The sequence below is a fragment of the Bariatricus sp. SGI.154 genome, from assembly GCF_050313795.1.
Classification (GTDB): domain Bacteria; phylum Bacillota; class Clostridia; order Lachnospirales; family Lachnospiraceae; genus CAMBRQ01.
The window spans coordinates 1-17,762 of sequence record NZ_JBNPMC010000056.1; the positions used below are offsets into that span (position 1 = coordinate 1).

Genomic DNA, 17,762 nt, shown 5'->3' on the forward strand with positions numbered 1-17,762 from the left:
AATCAGCCAATACACCATTTTCTTGCTTTTACATAGATTAGACTAAAAAGAGGTTTTTACTATGACCTTTCAAAGAAAATTAAGCAACCGATCTGCCCGGAACTAGTGCCCATTCTTCATGCTATCATTACCTCGCAAAAAGCGGGAGTACGCAAGATGGAGCATCTGCTGCGGTGTATCTGACACGGATTCGACTCACAAGATTTACCATCGGCAGATCCCAAATGCTAGCCCAAAAATGGTGGTTGCCATTAAGAACAACCACCATTTCAGACTATTTTGATATAATCCCTTTCACAAACGGAATCCCCAAAACTTCCAGTTCTGACTTTAATTTACCATACTTGCTTCTACTGACCGGCACAACCGTCTTATCATCTAGTGTAGCCTCGTAAGTCTGACCAAATCTGCTGGAATTCACATGCTTAATATTCCCCATAGGAATCAGAAACGACTGATGACATCGAAAAAAACCATAATCACAAAAGATTCGTTCCAGTTCATCAAGTGTAGAAGCTACCTGATATTCCTTTCCTTCCTTCAGACGTATCCAGACCTTTCTCTTTTCCTTGCATATGTAGAGAATCTCCTTCGGTTCCACAAGCACATAATCCTGCCCTGCCCGCACCGCTACTTTCCCACCATCCAGGGATTTCCTTCTCTTTGAGACTCTCTCAAACGTCTTGCCAAGTCTCATTACATCCACTGGCTTTGTAAGAAAATCAACCGGCTCATACTCATAACTCTCAGCCGCGAAATCCGCATGCCCTGTAAGGAACACATATGGAATCTCCTTATGATACTCTTCTATATGTGCTGCCAGTGCGAATCCACTCGTATCCGGCATTTCAATATCTAAAAACACCAGCGAAACAGGTCTGGTATCCATGAACTGCACCGCCTTAGATGCATACGCAGTATATAGAATCTGCTCCTCTGATACATAGTGCTTTAAAGCAGCAATGGAATCCTCCACTGCGATAGGCTGGTCATCAACCACCAGCACCAGTCCTTCAAACATCATGCTCCCTCCTTAATCAGCCGCAATGGGAGTTTTGCAACAAAGTATATAATATCATCTTCCATCCTGGAGTACACAACCCCACCGTATCTGGCAGCAAGCGCCTGAATCGAGGCAATTCCGATTCCTTCATGTCCCACCTTTGCCGAATGTCCTATCTGATAATTCTCCATAGGATTCCTGTGTCTTGTCCGATTAGACACATTGATAATACAGAACTCGCCTCTTTTAAGAATCGATAGTTTAATTCCATATGATTTATCCGGCAGCACTTCAGTCTCATCAATCGCATTCTGCAAGAGATTCCCGATTACCTTGTTCGTCTCATAGACATTCGTGGCAACCTGAGACAGGTCATTTTCAATCGATATCTCCATACGGATTCCACTCTGCGCCGCCTTGCTCTGAAAAGATAGAATCAGCGCACTAATCGCTGCATCCTGGAGCGGAAGCAACTGATTCATGGCAATCGAATCTTTCAGAAGTTCATCCAGATATGCCTCACATGCTTCGTAATCCTTCCGAAGCAGAAGTCCATGGAGTGTCTGCACATGGAAATTATAATCATGTCTCTGGGAACGGATGACACTCATATAGGTCTGCATATCATCCCGGTATTGTTTCTCTGTAAGAATTGTCAGTTTCTCCTTACGGCTCGATATAATCAGATTGATCAGCCTAAGTCCTCCAAAAAAGGCGAACCACTCTAACCACATCGCAGCAACTGAATGTACTCCCATCACTGCCGGCATCCCAAGGCAGAAACCATACCCGGCAAAAAGAAGCCCAAACTTTGTCATCACACGACGTTTGCCATTCTTAGAAGGCTCACTCTCAGCAAAACACTCTTGCCATCCCGCACCCGGGAATCCTTCTTCCATCTTGCGATAGATAAAAAAAACACCTACCAAATATACAATAATCAACATGACACGGAAGAAAAGAGAAATCATACTTATTCGAAGCAAAGTACCGGCAGTCATCTGCAGCATACCAAAGCATGCACAGGATATAGAGACCATCGCAATGATGTCAATAATCTCAGTTCTTGGCTGCATTATAATCGGAATATAGATGATAAGAAATAAAAAACACATCGCAATGCACATCTGAACATCCAGATTAAGACAGACTGATATACCACAGATAATTCCTGCTATAAGAGAAAGTGCTATGCATCGTCTCCTTGGAGTTCCCAGCCACCAAAAAGCCAGGAAACAAGAAACAGCCGCACCGACTCCCAAAAAACCGTAGCTGACAATACGCATAACACTTTCTCCTTTCTTAATTTTTTTTATTTTTTAGTATAACATCCCCCAAAAATGTGTCAAGTAAACGACATTATTTTTTCTCATCCCAGAATATCTCCGGTCTTCTGATATAGCGAAAACCTGCACTGTACGCTGATTCTACCACAACTCCGTTATCTCTGGAATTCGTGACACGAATCCTACTCTAGTCATGATACAGCATCTTAGCCAATTCTTCATGAATCCTTTCGGTATCCATACCTCCTGTTGACTTATGTACAAGTTCACCATTCTTAAAATAGCGAAATGCCGGAATCCCCATGATCCGGAATCTCTTGGCAAGATCTCTGTGTACAGAAGTATTCACCTGAATGAATTTTATAAATGCCATATCATCCGCTACTTCTCTATAATACGGCGCAGTAGCCACGCATGCTCCGCAATGATCCCCGTAGAAATCCACCACCGCATACTCTGCCGTCTGAATCAATTCATCAAAATTCTCACTTGTCGCTTCTATTACTGCCATCTTCTTACACCTCCAGATATTTTTCCGCATCTGCCATTAACATATGAAATGTATGCTCCTGATATTTTACCATTCTAAATGTCTCAATATCAGCCTGCTTCATAAGGTCTTCTGCCTTTTTCCCACGCTCTTTTGCCATCTTCTCTACTTCCGCAACCAATCCTTCCTCCGTCAGCACAAAATTATCTTTCTCACAGAAATAGCAATACATAAGATAAGGAATAAAATATCTCTCCTGTGTCTGTGCAATCCCTTCAATAGCCTCTTCCTGCGTAATCATGGTTCCATCCGGCTGCTTTCTTACATCAATTCCAGATTCCATATAAGCATCGTACATGCCCTTTGCATGGTGAAGACACCACGCTTTCTTCTCTTCCTCATCAATCTGGAATTCACTGCGTTTGGACATCTCTTCTAACCAATACCGTGAGATTACGATACAAGCTTTGTCCTTATGCTCTCTGTCATGCTGCTCATGATACCAGCGATAATAATCCTCCACTGTCTGAACCCCCGGAAGATTTAGTATGGCAGTTAATTCATCACAGACTTTCATTACATGCTTACGCACCACCTTCTCTACCTTAAGAGTGAATTCTGTACTTTTCATACAACAATTGAATTCTTCTCCAACTTTCTTTCCGATGACTGCTGCTTCTGCTTCTTCAGCCCCCGGCAGTTTACGTCCCGGATATAAAAGTACCGTTCGTCCCTTCCAGTTCTCTAAAGAAGACTCTGTACATATACAGCGTACACTATCGCCTTCCTTCACTTCTTCCATCTCTTCTTCACCAGAATGATCTCTCGCAAGTGCTTCCAGTTCCTCCTGGATCTCACTGTCAGGATAACGCCAACGTCCCAATTCCTCTGCCACCTCAAGCTGCGTATAGTCGTAGCAGTTTAGCATTTTAGACTTCATACTATATATACTTCCTTTCAATTCTGTATTTCTATAATTCTTATTTTGCAACTCCTGATCCCGCTTTTGCAAATGTCCGATAATACTCATTCGTCTTAAGCAATTCCTCAGGCGTCCCAACAGCCTGTATCTCTCCGTCACACAAAACAATCACCTGATCCGCGAATACCGTAGCGGAATAATTATGTGCAATCAATATCGTAGTTCTGCCCTTCATCAGATTACTGAGCGCTGCAGTCACCTGTTGCTCACTCTTCACATCCAGATTACTGGTTGCCTCATCCAGAAGCAGATAATCCGGATTACGCATCATGGCTCTTGCAATAGCGATACACTGCTGCTGTCCCCCCGAGAAGTTCGATCCTCCCGGTCCGACTTCAGCATCAAACTGCCCTGGCGTATTCATGACGAAATCATAGATATTCGCCATCTTTGCCACATGGATCAATTCTTCTTCTGATACCTGGCGCTCTACGCCGTACATAATATTCTCCCGGATTGTACCGGACAGAAGCGGCTTATCCTGAGCCACAATAGCGAAACTCTTACGCCAGGAAGAAAGTTTAAAATCCGTAATATCTTTATTTCCAAAATATATCTGACCTTCTGTCGGGTTATACATACGCTCCAACAACTTAAATAATGTACTCTTTCCTGCCCCATTGGTTCCGACAATCGCTGTAACCTTCCTCTTCGGAATCGAGCAATTCAGATCCCTAAGTACAGATGCTGTCTGATAAGAGAAGTTCACGTGATTAAGAATAATATCCGCATCAGCAACATCCATCTCACATCCGTCCTCCGGCTCATTCGGAACTTCCAGAATCTGCCCGATCTTATGAACGATACCCGCATTTTTTGAAAATTCACCAAAATTTGTACATAATGTTGCAAACCGTGCTACAGCCATAGAACACAGCGTATAAAAACCAATTAATTTTCCAACTGTAATCTCACCCGATGCAACCATCTGACTTCCCAATACAAAGGACACGACAATCGTAAGGCATCCGACAACTTCCATACCTCCAAGCTGAATCATAGAGGTGTAACTAAGAAAAATATCTGCTTTACACTGTTTCTTAAACAAATCATCTGCCTTCATTCTCTCCTCTTCTTCCACACGGAAAGACTTAATAAGACGAAGCCCTCGTACATGTTCCGCAAGATATCCCATCATAGCTGCCAGCCTGGTTCTTGCTACTGCTCCCGTCCGAAAGGTAAGTTTGCCGTAAAGTACTGTAATTCCCACCACTACAGGTACGATCAGAAGACTGGCCAGCGCCATCTGGAACTGGAATGAAAATAATTTCTGGTAAGCCACAATTCCAGCATAGACTGCTGTAAATATGTTAATCAGAATCTGGAAATAATTTCCCGCACAATCTGCATCAGTCGTCACACGAGTTACAAGTTCGTTCACATTATCCGTATCATAATAACTGGTCGGAAGATGCATCATCTTATCCCATACTCTCAGACGCACTGCAAGGTTAATCTTCTGCAGCAGCAGACCGGATGCATAAGTAAATGCAATCGTAATAATCCCGGCTATTAACTGGAATTCAATATACCGTATCAATTCGTCTGTCTTAATAGAGTTCTGTGTTCCATCAATAATAGATGCCGTAATTGTGATGGCCTCAACCTCCACATGTGACCGAATCATACAGATTACTATCACCAGGAACAAAAGAAGCCACGGCAGTTTCATACCCTTGAATATCTTCGTATAACCCTTTATCTGTTTAATCATTGTACTGCCTCCTTTTCTGCCTCACAGGCGGCAATCAGATCCATGAAAGCCTCACAATTCCCATATAATTCACTGTAATTACCGCATCCTGCCAACACTCCGTTATGCAGCACAATAATCTGGTCTACCCTTTCAATTAATGAAAGATCATGCGTAACCATAATCTTCGTTCTATTCGGGAACATCTCAAATATCGTATCCTGTACCAGCTTAGAAGCTGCCGCATCTAATGCAGAAGTCGGCTCGTCAAGAAGCAGGATATCCGTGTCGCGCATAAATTCTCTTGTCAGTACCAGTTTCTGTCTCTGTCCGCCAGACATGGAAGTCCCTCCCGGCGCAACCGGCGTATCCAGACCACTTTCCCATTTTCTAAGAATCTCTGCAAACCCTGACTTCTCTGCTGCTTTCCATATCTCATCATCAGACACCTCTCTATGAAGACCATATGTAAGAGCTTCTCTGGCAGTTCCACTGAAGATATCCGCTCCCTGCTGCACATATCCCATGTATCCACGAAGTTCATCAAGCGTCATCTCGGATACAGGCACTCCGCCTAATGTCACTTTACCTTCACTCGGTTCATAAAAATGCTCAAGCAGGCTAAGTGATGTCGTCTTGCCGCTTCCACATAAACCTATGATTGCAGTAGAACTTCCTGCCGGTACTTGGAAAGAAATATTTTTAAGCGCCTTCTTATCTCCATAAGCAAACGATACATTCTCAAATACAATATCCGTGCCTTCCGGCTTCTTTGTATCCTTTACCGTATCCTCTTCTTCCGGTGCCATCAAAAGATGAGAAGTTCTTGCTAAAGTTCCCTGAATCATCTTAAGATTCATCCAATAGTTAATCAGATTATCAAAAGATGTAGAAAGTGTTGAAGAGAACATGAAGAATGCTATCCATTGCTGAAGCGTAATATCCCCTAGCTTCAGAAGAATCACTCCAAATACCATAACAGCCATAGTCTGAGCCATACCAATCAGCGTAGATAATGCCGATACTACACACTGAAGTTTATTCACCTGCATATAGGCATCAAACAATCCATATGCCGCATTCTCACCGTTCTTTAACTCTTTTTCTTCATTTGTATAGGTCTTGATCAGACTCAAACTTCTGACACGCTCTGCAAGATATGCCGTCAAATTACCAATCTGACTAAACACGCCAAACTGGGTCTTATACTGCCACCGTCCAACAAATACCGTATAGATAATCTTGACAGGCAAAAGTATGAACACAGAAAGCATAAGCCAAACATTATAAGAGGATATCGTTTTTAATGCTGTTACAGCATAATAAACTGTCGGAAGAAATCCTACTAAAAATTCTACCAACAACTCTGTCGCCGTTGTAGCATCGTTGGTGATTACACTCATCATATCTGATGGATCATTGCTGTCATAATAATCCATCCGAATATGGAGCATCTTCTTCCATACCACACGCCGTACATTTCTTGCCGCAATGTGACGTGCAGGTGAACGAAGCGCTACATCTGCACATAACACAATCGTAAAAAGTACATAGAACATGATGGCATCCCACAACACTTTACTATCCGTGCTTCCACTCATAAGTCCTGCCGAAACAGTCGGAAGTTTTAACATAACTTTGTTATAGCAAAAATTACAAAGGAATGCGATGATAATCCAATGCCACGGTAAATGTATCTTCTTTAAAAGGTTCCAGAAACTGTGCCAGTGCCCCTTGCCAGTTTCCGCCTTTTTTACTTTCTCACTCACAATCGTATCTCCTTTCGGGTGTAAATAAGCGACAGACAGATATTTCCTGTCTGCCGCTTCGGGATCTCCTTAATAATCCATCAGACCATTAAAGTTCTTCATCATCTCAACGTATGCTTCAACTGTCTCCTCAGACATCGAATTTCCACTGCTGGCGTACAGCGTAATATTCGCCTGAAGAGTATCACCATCTACACTGGCATAAAGTATATTTCCCTCCTGGGTAACGTTCTGTCCCTGAGAAGAGTAAAACTCTGCAAGTTCCGTAGCACTTGCTTCATCCGGTGTCACAAAATAATCATACTCTCCTGCTGCCACACCATCCTTGGCATATACAATCTGATACACATTCGTTGCAGTATAGCCAAAGTTCTTCATATCTGACAGCAGCTTACAGCTTTCATCACCAACCAGAACATATCGCTGATCAAAATCCAGATCTTCCGGGTCCGTAAATGTATAGTTGTCTGTCATAGCAATGCTAAAATCCTTATCAATCTCCGGTGCATTGTCTTCCGACTTTGAATCACTGTCATCCGATCCGCATCCCGCCATCATAATACCTAACACTACGCACATTAAAATAGCAATCAGTTTATTTCTCACGTTTCCTATCTCCTTGTCCTGCCTTATTACTTCTTGTCAACATCTACAAGTCCATTGACCTCTTCCATAAACTTAAGATAGCCATCCGGATTTGCTTCATATCCTTGCTCTGTACTCGGAAGATTATGCAGCATCGCCTGCAGCTCCTCTGCTTTTGTCTCGTTACAAGTTACTCTTCCGCCAATAATGAAGCACTGATATTCAGCGACAACATTACCGTCTTTTATGTAGAATATCTCATATACTTCAGTGACTTCCGCATGATTTCGGGTTGTCAGCTGAATTGCCAGCTGGCTGTTCTTATCACCATGAAGCACATATCGTTTATCATACTGCAATCCTTCCGGATCAGAATAAGTATCATCTGATGTCATCTGGATATCTGTTGGATTCGGTTCCTGTACCGATGCTGCCGCTGTCTCTTCCGGTGCCGCCGGCACTTCTGTATTGCCTGCAGTTGCCGGATCGAACTCCTCTGCCAGTGCTGCCTCTGGTGCTGATTCTGGCACAGTCTCTACTACTGTATTTCCTGCTACTGCCGGATCAATCGCTTCTTCTACAGGTGTTTCCGGCTTCTCTTCCACCTCTTCTACAGTTCCTGCTGTTGCCGGATCAAATTCTTCTTCAGTCAGTTCTTCCTCTGATTCACTTTCGGATTCTTCCATATCTTTCACCAATACAGACTCTTCTGTCTCCGGCTTAATTCCCGCTGCCTTGGCCGCTTCCACCAGTTCAGATTCCTCTGTCTTTGGCTCGATTCCTACCTTCTCGGCTACACGTGCCATCGATGCTGACAAATCTTCTGATTCTCCACTTGTGGATGGGGAAGATGTGATCATTTTCCTTCCCTGAGCAATCTGGGCATTCACATATGCTTCTGCGGTCGCTTCGTTAATAATTTGATACTGCACATACATATCTACATTCTTCTGCGCAATTTCCTTCGGAGCAAATATCGTAACAACTGTATCTATTATTTTCACATTATCCGGCTCTACTCCCGGCTGTGTCAGAGATTGCTTTTTGAAAGTTTCTGCTTTATCCTTATCCGGCATTACAAGGCATTGATAGATGCCAATCACCTGATTATCTTTAGCATACACAATCTCATAGAATCCCGTTGCCCCGCCAAACATCTGCGTAACCTGTTCTCCATCCATATATAATACATATCGTTTATCATATGACTGGGTAAAATTCTCAGAGTCTACAAAAGTATACCCATCGGTCATCTTAATGTCAAAGACTTTCTCCTTTTCCGGAGTCAGATTACTATCTGTCTCCTTGACCTCTTTCATTCCACCCATCTCAACAAACATCTTGTCAAGATATGCTTCCGGAGTTGCTTCACTTAACACTCCATATCCCGCATAATCATTAATCATACTTTGCACATTCGAATCAATGGCAAGCACTACATTCGTATTCGGCATCGCTACCGCATACATTCCTCCATCAAACAACTGCTGCGCTAATGCTCCTGCTGCTTCGCTGTCAGCCATCACATAAACTTTAATCTCATTCAATGCTTTTCCATCTGCGCAATACAGAATTTCATAGAATCCTGTTGCATTACACTGTACAGCATATCCACATGTCTCATCACCATACAATACGTAACGGACATCGTATTCGAATGTTGGCGGCAGTACTTGTGACTCATCATAAGTATAACTGTCACTTAATTTTACCGCAAATGCCTCATCCTGTGTAGTACCTTTCAGTTCTGTCACTGGTGGAACCGGAGGATTCGGATCTTCTGCAGGATTCGGATTTTTGAAGAACTTATAGTTTTCCATGGATACCATCGCCTGCATATATGCTTTCGGGGTTGCTTCTTTACTATAACCATTCTGTGCATAGTACTCAATAAATTGCTGCACAAATGCTATGTTCATCTTTATACAAGCAACTCTTCCCTGTATATCCACTTCACCGATCGACCCAAATGCATTTTTCACTTGTTTTGCATCAGCTTCACTCTTAGCATCAAAACATCTATAGGCTCCTACAAGCTGACCATCTTTAAGATAGAAGACTTCATATGCACTATATGTTTCAGCTCCATTCTGACCTGCCGCAACAACTCCTCCGCAGTCAGAACCTCCATATAAGACATAACGCTCATCATACTCTAAACCTTCCGGATCTTTGAACGTATATTTATCCGTAACTACTATCTGGTAAGTGTTCTTCATTGTAGCCTTAGCTTCCTCAATCTTATCTGTCAGCTGCTCCGCTGTAACCACAATACTCTTTTCATCTGAAACACTTGGATTGTCCGGTGTATCTGGATTATCTGGTATATTGGGATTATCCGGCGTGTTCGGATTATCTGGTGTGTTCGGATTATTCGGATTGCTCGGATTATTCGGTGTTACAGGACTGCCCGGATTGCTTGTTCCGTTTCCACCATTCGAACTTGCAGACGGCTTGTACTCGCTCATTCCACCAAAGTAAAAACTCATAGCAAGATATGCCTCTGGAGTTGCCGACTTAATTGCACCGTTACTATAATACGTATTAATAGATGTCTGAACATAACTTCCGGAAGAATATACATATGTTACATCTCCCCAGTTTCCACAACTCATTCCGCCTCCGCTATAACCACTTTTTGCTAATTTAGATGCATATTCCTTTGCTTCTGCTTCACTGGACATCACATAACACACGTATTCACCTGCTGCCTTTCCTCCCTTAGCATACAGCACTACATATGCTTCTTTACAGCTATATCCCAGATTAGCTGCTCTCTTCGCAGGCATACAATCGGAACCGCCATGCAGCACATACCTTCTGTCGAAACTAATTCCCGACGGGTCTGAGAACGTGCACAGATCACTCATTTTAATACTATAACTGTTGCTTGCGCTAGTACCACTTACCTGAGCCCCACCGTTATCCACATAACCGGTCTTAGTCGTACCATTACCTGCCGCTCCTGCATCACCCGCATCACCTGCGCCACCTGCTCCCGCTGCATCTGCATCCAAACCGTCTTCAAGTTCACTGTCACCATCCTTGGAATCTTTATCCAAGATCTCCGATAACGGCGTACCATCAAGCAGTTCTTCGATGCCGCCATTTCTGGATACAAGATAGCCGCAGCCGATACCGATACATAACACCAGTACAACTATCCCTCCAATAATAATCTTTTTCTTATCTTTCATGCTCTCACGCTCCTTAGATATGAATAGAAGTTTATTCTACTCACATTTTATCTTCACAATCGTAGCAAAAGCGAATCCATCTCTCAATACGTTCTGTCTATTCGGAAGATTTCGACACCTATTCGGCATTTTTCGACAACCACCTCCCTCGTCCTATGTATTTTGCTGCCATACCTATCTACAGATTCTCCACCTGATTAAGAATTGTACCCACAGCATCCAGAGAAGTTTTTCCTCCTATCACGCATACTCCTGCGTTCTCACAGATATAATCCAGAACATCACTTACCCAGATCAGTTCTTCTCTGGTCGTATGCAAGATCTCGCTGCGTACCTTCTGCCGCATCTTAACTGTCACTCCGCTTAAGTAATCTTCTGCAGCCTGAATACCTTTCTGTCGTACGCTCAAGAGAGGTTCCATCGAGGCTATAGTACTGACAATATATCTGTCTAACGGCTCATCACTCTCACAGAGACTTCGAAGCGCTGCTCCTGCTCCGTTGAAGCCCTCCAGAGAATTGGCTGCACTTGGATCACGAAAACTTGTAAATGTAACATCTCCATTCTCCGATATGCTAAGTCCTGTACCGTATGCCCCTCCTTTTACACGAATCGTATTCCACAGATAACCATAAGTAAGTATTCTCGCTGCCACCTGCATAGTTCCATGATACTGTGCTCCATATATCTTAAGGTTCGCACCCTTCCCTGCAAATCCAATCTCCGCCGGAATCTGGATTCCCATCTTCCCGGAAGCCGCTGCCGGATACCTTACCGCCTCACCCTTCTGGTTCGGTCCATCTGGCAGTAATTGAATCAGCCGTGTCAGCCACAGGTTACTGGTATTCCCTGTAACGCTAAGCACTGCGCGCTCTTTTACCAATATCCTTCTACATAACTGTTCCAGATCCTGAAGTAATTTCTCGCCTTCCTGATCAAAATGATCATCAATTTTCTGCACCCATCGAAGCATCTGAATTCCCTGGAATGCTTCCTGCACCTTACCTCTGGCTGAGAATCCGGCTGCAATGCGTCGCATCGCATAACTATTTCCTGACATCAATATATGCTGCTCCATTGACATCCGAAGCTGCCGTATCCTATTGCGGATATACTGTATATCACAGAAACTAGAACCAGTCAGAACCTCCGCAATAATCTCTACTGCTTCTTCTATCTTCTCATCCAATACAGACACATTAATAACCAGATATGGCTTACACTCATCAGTCTGTCCCCACTTGGCAAATACATCTACAGAAGACTGGAAACGTCCAAGTCTCCCTTCCAGCTCTGCCTGAAGTTCAAGCGCTCTATAATGCTTAGTCTCCGTCTGTCCCAAAAGCGTTCGAAGGAAAGATATTTTACTAAGTTCCTCCAAAGTCTGATCTTCCAATGAAAAATAATACGTAATATGTGTAATCCCTTCTGTCTCCAGCCTCTGCAAAAGAACCTGATTACCTTCTACTTCTGTAACAACCTGTGAAACCTCTTCTACCTCTTCTGAGATATCAGACAAGGACAGCATCGGAAGTGCCGCTAGTTGTTCAGGGCTATCCGGTGTTCCCTGCACTTCTCTTAGATACTGGAATTCACCTACAACTTTCTGCCTCTCCTCTTCCGACCACTGCTCCTTGATTGTCTGCAGCCGTTCTCTTTCTCTGATTCTTTTCTCTTCTCCAAGCGTTTTGGAGGGTTGAAGGGATATTCTGGCGTAATGCGGATTTTCTAACAATACCTCTTTTATTAGTTGTTCAAAATATCCCTTCTCTATCTTATTTCTAATAGAACTAAACACCTGATTGTAACACAGATTCTGTGCCGGATCACCCCCATACAGGCAACTCTCCAACATTTGAATCGCATGCATAACTCCCTCCGGAAAACTTCCAGATTCTTTCTCCCGCATATTAAATTCCATACGACTTAATATGGATTCCAGTCTCTTATGATCCATTCCCTGAGAAGCCAGCGTTTTCAATGTAGTATAAATAGTATCCCACACTTCTTCTTTCTTCTCTTCAGATGTATTACGTATCACAAGTTTGAGATAGGACTGCTGGATTCCATCAATTTTCCCAAGTTCCACATCTTCTGCCAGTCCCTTCTCCAAGATTGCACTCTTAAGAGGAGATTCGTTAGATGAACAAAGCAACTCTGCAAGTACAGAACACGCTATATCTTTTTCAAGTTCATCAAAACGCCCATATACCCATCCGCCAGCCAGAATCATCTTATGTTCTGCCTCTTCATTACTTCCAACTTCATAAGAGCAGATGCACTCTTCCGACCGTACCGGCTTCTGTATCGGAATCTTACTGTCGATATCCAGTCTGTCATATTCACTTAAAACATTGCCAATCTTCGCAAGCACTGCATCAATCTCCATATCTCCGTCCAATATGATATATGCATTAGACGGATGATAGAACCGCTTATAATTCGCTATGTAATTCTCATACGTCAGTTCCGTGATATGCTCCGGATCCCCACCGGATTGAAAGCGATAACAATTATCCGGAAAAAGAAGACGATTCATCGTACTGTCAATCGTCGCATCCGGAGATGCGTATACTCCTTTCATCTCATTATATACAACACCGTTACATGTCACTTCATCTTCCGCAAACTCCATCTCATAGTGCCATCCCTCCTGAAGAAATATCTCCTTTTTCGTAACACAGAGAGGATGCAGCACCGCATCCAGATACACATCCATCAGATTCAGAAAATCCTGATGATTGCGGCTGCACACCGGGTACATGGTCTTGTCCGGAAATGTAAACGCATTCATAAACGTCTGAAGCGAACTCTTAATCATCTCCACGAAAGGCTTACTCATCTGATATTTTTCAGAACCGCAGAGAAGAGAATGCTCTAATATATGAAATACTCCCGTATCGTCGCTTGGAAGCGTCTTAAACGCAATCGCAAATGTCTTATTCTCTTCTCTGCGCTTAAGCCACATAAGCTTTGCGCCGTTTTTCTCATAGTGCATCTGATAAAGAACTGCTTTTATCTCCGGAAGTTCTCTGATATGATCCAATATAAATCCGTGCTTCTGTTTTTCGTCCATATTATTGCTCCTTTATCCTTTTCCATTCCAACTGCCTGCCACTTCACTTACTGAGGAAACTGTGACAAAAGCCCGTTCATCCACTTCATATATCCTCTGCATGAGAAGCACATATTCATTCTGATTCAGTATTGTTACCAGTTCCTTCCTGCTTTTGTTCTGATAAGCACCTACCACATCATACACAGTGACACCTCTGTTTATCTCATACAGAATATAATCCTTCAGTTCCTTAGATTTTTCTGATATAATACACACTCTTTTCTTACGGGAAAATCCATTCAGGAATTCATTTACAACAAGACCACTACAGTAAGTAAAGAAAAGTCCAATGATTACAGTCCTGATATCATACACCAATACGGAACTGCCAACGATAACCATTCCTATGACTGCAACTGCCTTTCCCAATTCCAGATGCGTATACTTATTCAAAACTTTCGCCAGAATATCCATCCCCCCGCTAGATGCATTTACACAGAATAGCAGAGCCTGACCTGCACCGATGATCAGTATTGCAATCAGTCCATCCAGCATAATTTCACCTGTAAATGAATTATGATTCGGAAATACCTCTTCAAAAATATATAAGAATACAGGCGCTAATACCGAAGCCAATACTGTTTTTGTCCCAAACTCTTTCCCCAAAACCACAAAGCCAACGATCAGGCAAACTACATTGAGAATAAGTGTCATCATTGACAATGATGTCGGCAAAATCTTCACCAGTATCATTGCAAGACCTGTAATACTTCCCATGATAATTCCACTTGGAATCAGGAAAAAGTAGATTCCCACGCTCCCCGCTGCCATTCCTGCCACAATAATCAGATAATCTTTTATAACACATTTCCCCGCAGTATTCTTCATATCATCCCTCTATGCATTTTTCAAAAATGCACGATATCCCTTTACAGCCTCATAGATATCTGCCTTGCTGCTGACTTCATATGGCGCATGCATATTCAGTACTGCGACTCCACTGTCAATTACTTCCATACCATAATTCGCAGTCAGATACGCAATCGTTCCACCGCCTCCAACATCTACGCGTCCAAGTTCGGCAAATTGATATGCCGTCTTTGCCTCATCCATGATTCGGCGAATATCTGCGATAAATTCTGCATTGGCATCATTAGAGCCATTCTTTCCTCTGCTTCCGGTGAATTTATTAAAAGACATGCCTCTTCCAAAAAAGGCTGCACTCCTCTTTTCAAACACCTCTGCAAACATCGGATCATAGGCTGCACTGACATCAGAAGACAACATCCGAGAATTCTGAAGCGTCCTTCTAACCTTAAGTTCTGATTCTCCCTCGGTCAGGGCTACAAGTTCTGCCACTGCATTCTCAAAGAATCTGGACGCCATACCTGTTGCGCCCACACTTCCTATCTCCTCCTTATCCACCAGCAGACAGCAAAGCGTCTTATCCGTCTCCTGCATCGCCAGCATTGCTTCCAGTGAAGTGAATGCACAGATACGGTCATCCTGCCCATATCCCAGTATCATACTTCGGTCGAAACCACAATCACGCGCTTTTCCTGCCGGTACAATCTCCAGTTCCGCCGAATAGAAATCTGCCTCTTCAATTCCATATGCCTCTTCTAACAGACGAAGTACGTTCTTCTTTACAGCGTCTTCCTTCTCCTCAGGGATTGGGCAATTGCCAATCAGAAGATCCAGTTTTTCTCCTTCAATCACCTCAGACGCTTTCTTCTCCATCTGCATCGCTGACAAATGCACCAGAATATCAGTAATGACGAATACCGGATCTTCTTCCTGCTCTCCAATGCACACCTTCACTGCTGTTCCATCCTTCTTAACAACCGTTCCATGAATCGCAAGTGGTGTCGTTACCCACTGATATTTCTTGATTCCTCCATAATAATGTGTATCCAGATATGCAAAGGAATCCAGTTCATAAAGTGGATTCTGCTTCACATCGATACGCGGTGAGTCGATATGTGCTCCAAGTATGTTCATTCCCTCTTCGAGACCTCTTCTTCCAATTTGGAACAATGCAACCGCTTTCTCCATATTCACTACATAGACTCTGTCGCCTGGTTCTAAAATCTCTCCGTTACGAATCACTTCCTTTATGTCCCGGTATCCTGCTTCCTTTGCCAGTCGTATCGTATAGCGGACACATTCACGCTCTGTTTTTCCCCAATCAAGGTACTGTTTATATTTCTCACATAATACCTGAAGTTTCTCTTGGTCATCCTTCTCATAGGATAGCCATGCATTTTGATGTTCCATCTTCCTTTTTCTCCTTTGTGCCTCTGTCAATATTATCCCTGCATACTTCTTTCAACCTGTACCGCCGCAATCGCTCCGTCAGCCACCGCTGTTACTACCTGTCTCAGGCTCTTAATCCTTACGTCCCCTGCCGCATATACTCCCGGAATATTCGTATGCATATCTTCATCCGTCCTAATATATCCACGCTCATCCATATCAATGATTCCTTCGAACAACTTAGAATTCGGAAGAGTGCCGACAAACCCAAAAAGACCGAACAGGCCGTCCTCTTCATCTGCTACAATCCTGGTAGTTTCTCCTGTTTTCACGTTCTTCACTGTCATCTCGGACAGAATCTCATCTCCGCCAAGTTCTTCTACAATAGTATCCCACATGAACTCAAGTTTGGGATTCTTAAAGGCTTTCTCCTGTATGGACTTTGCCGCACGAAGTTCATTTCTTCTGTGGATCAAAGTAACTTTTCTTGCGAATTTCGTAAGATACATTGCCTCTTCAACTGCGGAATCTCCGCCTCCGACTACATATACCTCAAGATCCTCGAAGAAATTCGCATCACAGGTTGCACAATAGGATACACCCTTTCCTATATATTCTGCCTCGCCTTTGCATTCAATCGGTCTTGGATGCGCACCGGTCGCAATAATCACGTTTTTCGCTTGATACTCAGCCCTTGCACTTCTCAATACCTTTATTTCTCCTTCCAGAACTACTTCTGTAATCGTATCCGTTACGCGCTTAGTTCCGAATCGTTCAGTCTGCTCTGTCATCCTTGCAATCAGAGATGCACCAGACTCTCCTTCCACCTTCTGTCCCGGATAATTCTCAATCTCATCCGAGACCGCTATCTGACCACCATCCTGTCCCTTCTCAATAATGAGAGCAGATAGACGGCTTCTTCCTGCATACAATCCTGCTGCCAGCCCAGCAGGACCTGCTCCTAGAATAATCACATCATAGATTTCACCCATTCGTACTTTCTCCTTTATCTATACAACTTGCTTCTCGCTACACTTGTTTAATTTTTATTAAAGATAGAAAAAAAACGAACAACCGTCAATATCAACTGCTCGTTTGGCAATATAGAGGGGCTATTTTGCAGTGATAACCACCTGTTTTTTCATTTATATACGAAATGATCTTGTATTTTATTATATCTTTCATATTTTGTGGTATCATAAGAAAAACAGAACATTTATAAGGAGAAAAATGATGTCTACTCTAATGAAAAACATTAAAAAAGCAGAAGTTTTGAAACTGAAAGATGAGGTATCCTATCAGGAAGGGCAGGTTGTCAGCAAGACTCTTGCACAGAATTCTGCCCTCAGTGTTACACTGTTCGCTTTCTGGGCTGGTGAAGAGATCAGCACCCATGAATCCGGCGGAAATGCATTCGTAACCTGTCTTGATGGTGTCGGAAAG

At 43.1% G+C, this 17,762-nt stretch carries 12 protein-coding genes and 1 pseudogene; 1 reads left to right on the top strand and 12 read right to left on the bottom strand.

Annotated features, from left to right (window positions below):
• Positions 1–274 precede the first annotated feature (274 nt).
• The 12 genes from ACQRBN_RS16540 to trxB form a co-directional block, all read right to left on the bottom strand.
• Complete coding sequence (locus tag ACQRBN_RS16540) at positions 275–1,024, bottom strand: LytR/AlgR family response regulator transcription factor (protein ID WP_427740169.1); 750 nt, start codon at positions 1,022–1,024, stop codon at positions 275–277.
• Positions 1,021–2,289 (bottom strand): sensor histidine kinase, encoded by a 1,269-nt coding sequence (locus ACQRBN_RS16545; protein WP_427740170.1) that lies wholly within the window; start codon positions 2,287–2,289, stop codon positions 1,021–1,023. Before ACQRBN_RS16545 ends, ACQRBN_RS16540 begins: the two co-directional genes overlap by 4 nt.
• Before the next feature lie 187 nt (positions 2,290–2,476).
• Positions 2,477–2,800: a thioredoxin family protein gene (locus ACQRBN_RS16550; protein WP_427740171.1), complete on the bottom strand. Its 324-nt coding sequence runs from the start codon at positions 2,798–2,800 to the stop codon at positions 2,477–2,479.
• A 4-nt stretch (positions 2,801–2,804) separates the two neighbouring features.
• On the bottom strand, positions 2,805–3,719 hold the full coding sequence (locus ACQRBN_RS16555; RefSeq protein WP_427740172.1) for a hypothetical protein: 915 nt from the start codon (positions 3,717–3,719) through the stop codon (positions 2,805–2,807).
• Positions 3,720–3,759: 40 nt separating this feature from the next.
• The gene (locus tag ACQRBN_RS16560) at positions 3,760–5,475 is read right to left on the bottom strand and encodes an ABC transporter ATP-binding protein (protein WP_427740174.1); all 1,716 of its coding nucleotides are present in this window, start codon (positions 5,473–5,475) and stop codon (positions 3,760–3,762) included.
• Complete coding sequence (locus ACQRBN_RS16565; protein WP_427740175.1) at positions 5,472–7,223, bottom strand: ABC transporter ATP-binding protein; 1,752 nt, start codon at positions 7,221–7,223, stop codon at positions 5,472–5,474. The genes ACQRBN_RS16560 and ACQRBN_RS16565 overlap by 4 nt, the downstream gene beginning before the upstream one ends.
• Positions 7,224–7,292: 69 nt before the next feature.
• Positions 7,293–7,829: a hypothetical protein gene (locus ACQRBN_RS16570; protein WP_427740176.1), complete on the bottom strand. Its 537-nt coding sequence runs from the start codon at positions 7,827–7,829 to the stop codon at positions 7,293–7,295.
• A 26-nt stretch (positions 7,830–7,855) separates the two neighbouring features.
• Entirely contained in the window at positions 7,856–11,005 is a 3,150-nt protein-coding gene (locus tag ACQRBN_RS16575) for a hypothetical protein (protein WP_427740178.1), read from the bottom strand.
• Between the two features lie 178 nt (positions 11,006–11,183).
• Positions 11,184–14,081, bottom strand: coding sequence for an insulinase family protein (locus tag ACQRBN_RS16580; protein WP_427740179.1), 2,898 nt, complete (start codon positions 14,079–14,081; stop codon positions 11,184–11,186).
• 12 nt (positions 14,082–14,093) lie between these two features.
• Positions 14,094–14,951: a YitT family protein gene (locus ACQRBN_RS16585; protein WP_427740180.1), complete on the bottom strand. Its 858-nt coding sequence runs from the start codon at positions 14,949–14,951 to the stop codon at positions 14,094–14,096.
• A gap of 9 nt (positions 14,952–14,960) precedes the next feature.
• Positions 14,961–16,340 carry an aminopeptidase gene (locus ACQRBN_RS16590; RefSeq protein WP_427740181.1) on the bottom strand — a complete coding sequence of 460 codons (1,380 nt, stop codon included), beginning with the start codon at positions 16,338–16,340 and terminating at the stop codon, positions 14,961–14,963.
• Positions 16,341–16,372: 32 nt separating this feature from the next.
• Positions 16,373–17,311, bottom strand: coding sequence for a thioredoxin-disulfide reductase (trxB, locus tag ACQRBN_RS16595; protein WP_427740182.1), 939 nt, complete (start codon positions 17,309–17,311; stop codon positions 16,373–16,375).
• Between the two features lie 241 nt (positions 17,312–17,552).
• Between trxB and ACQRBN_RS16600 the strand changes: the two are divergent.
• A pseudogene (locus ACQRBN_RS16600) lies at positions 17,553–17,762 on the top strand (cupin domain-containing protein); the annotation flags it as partial.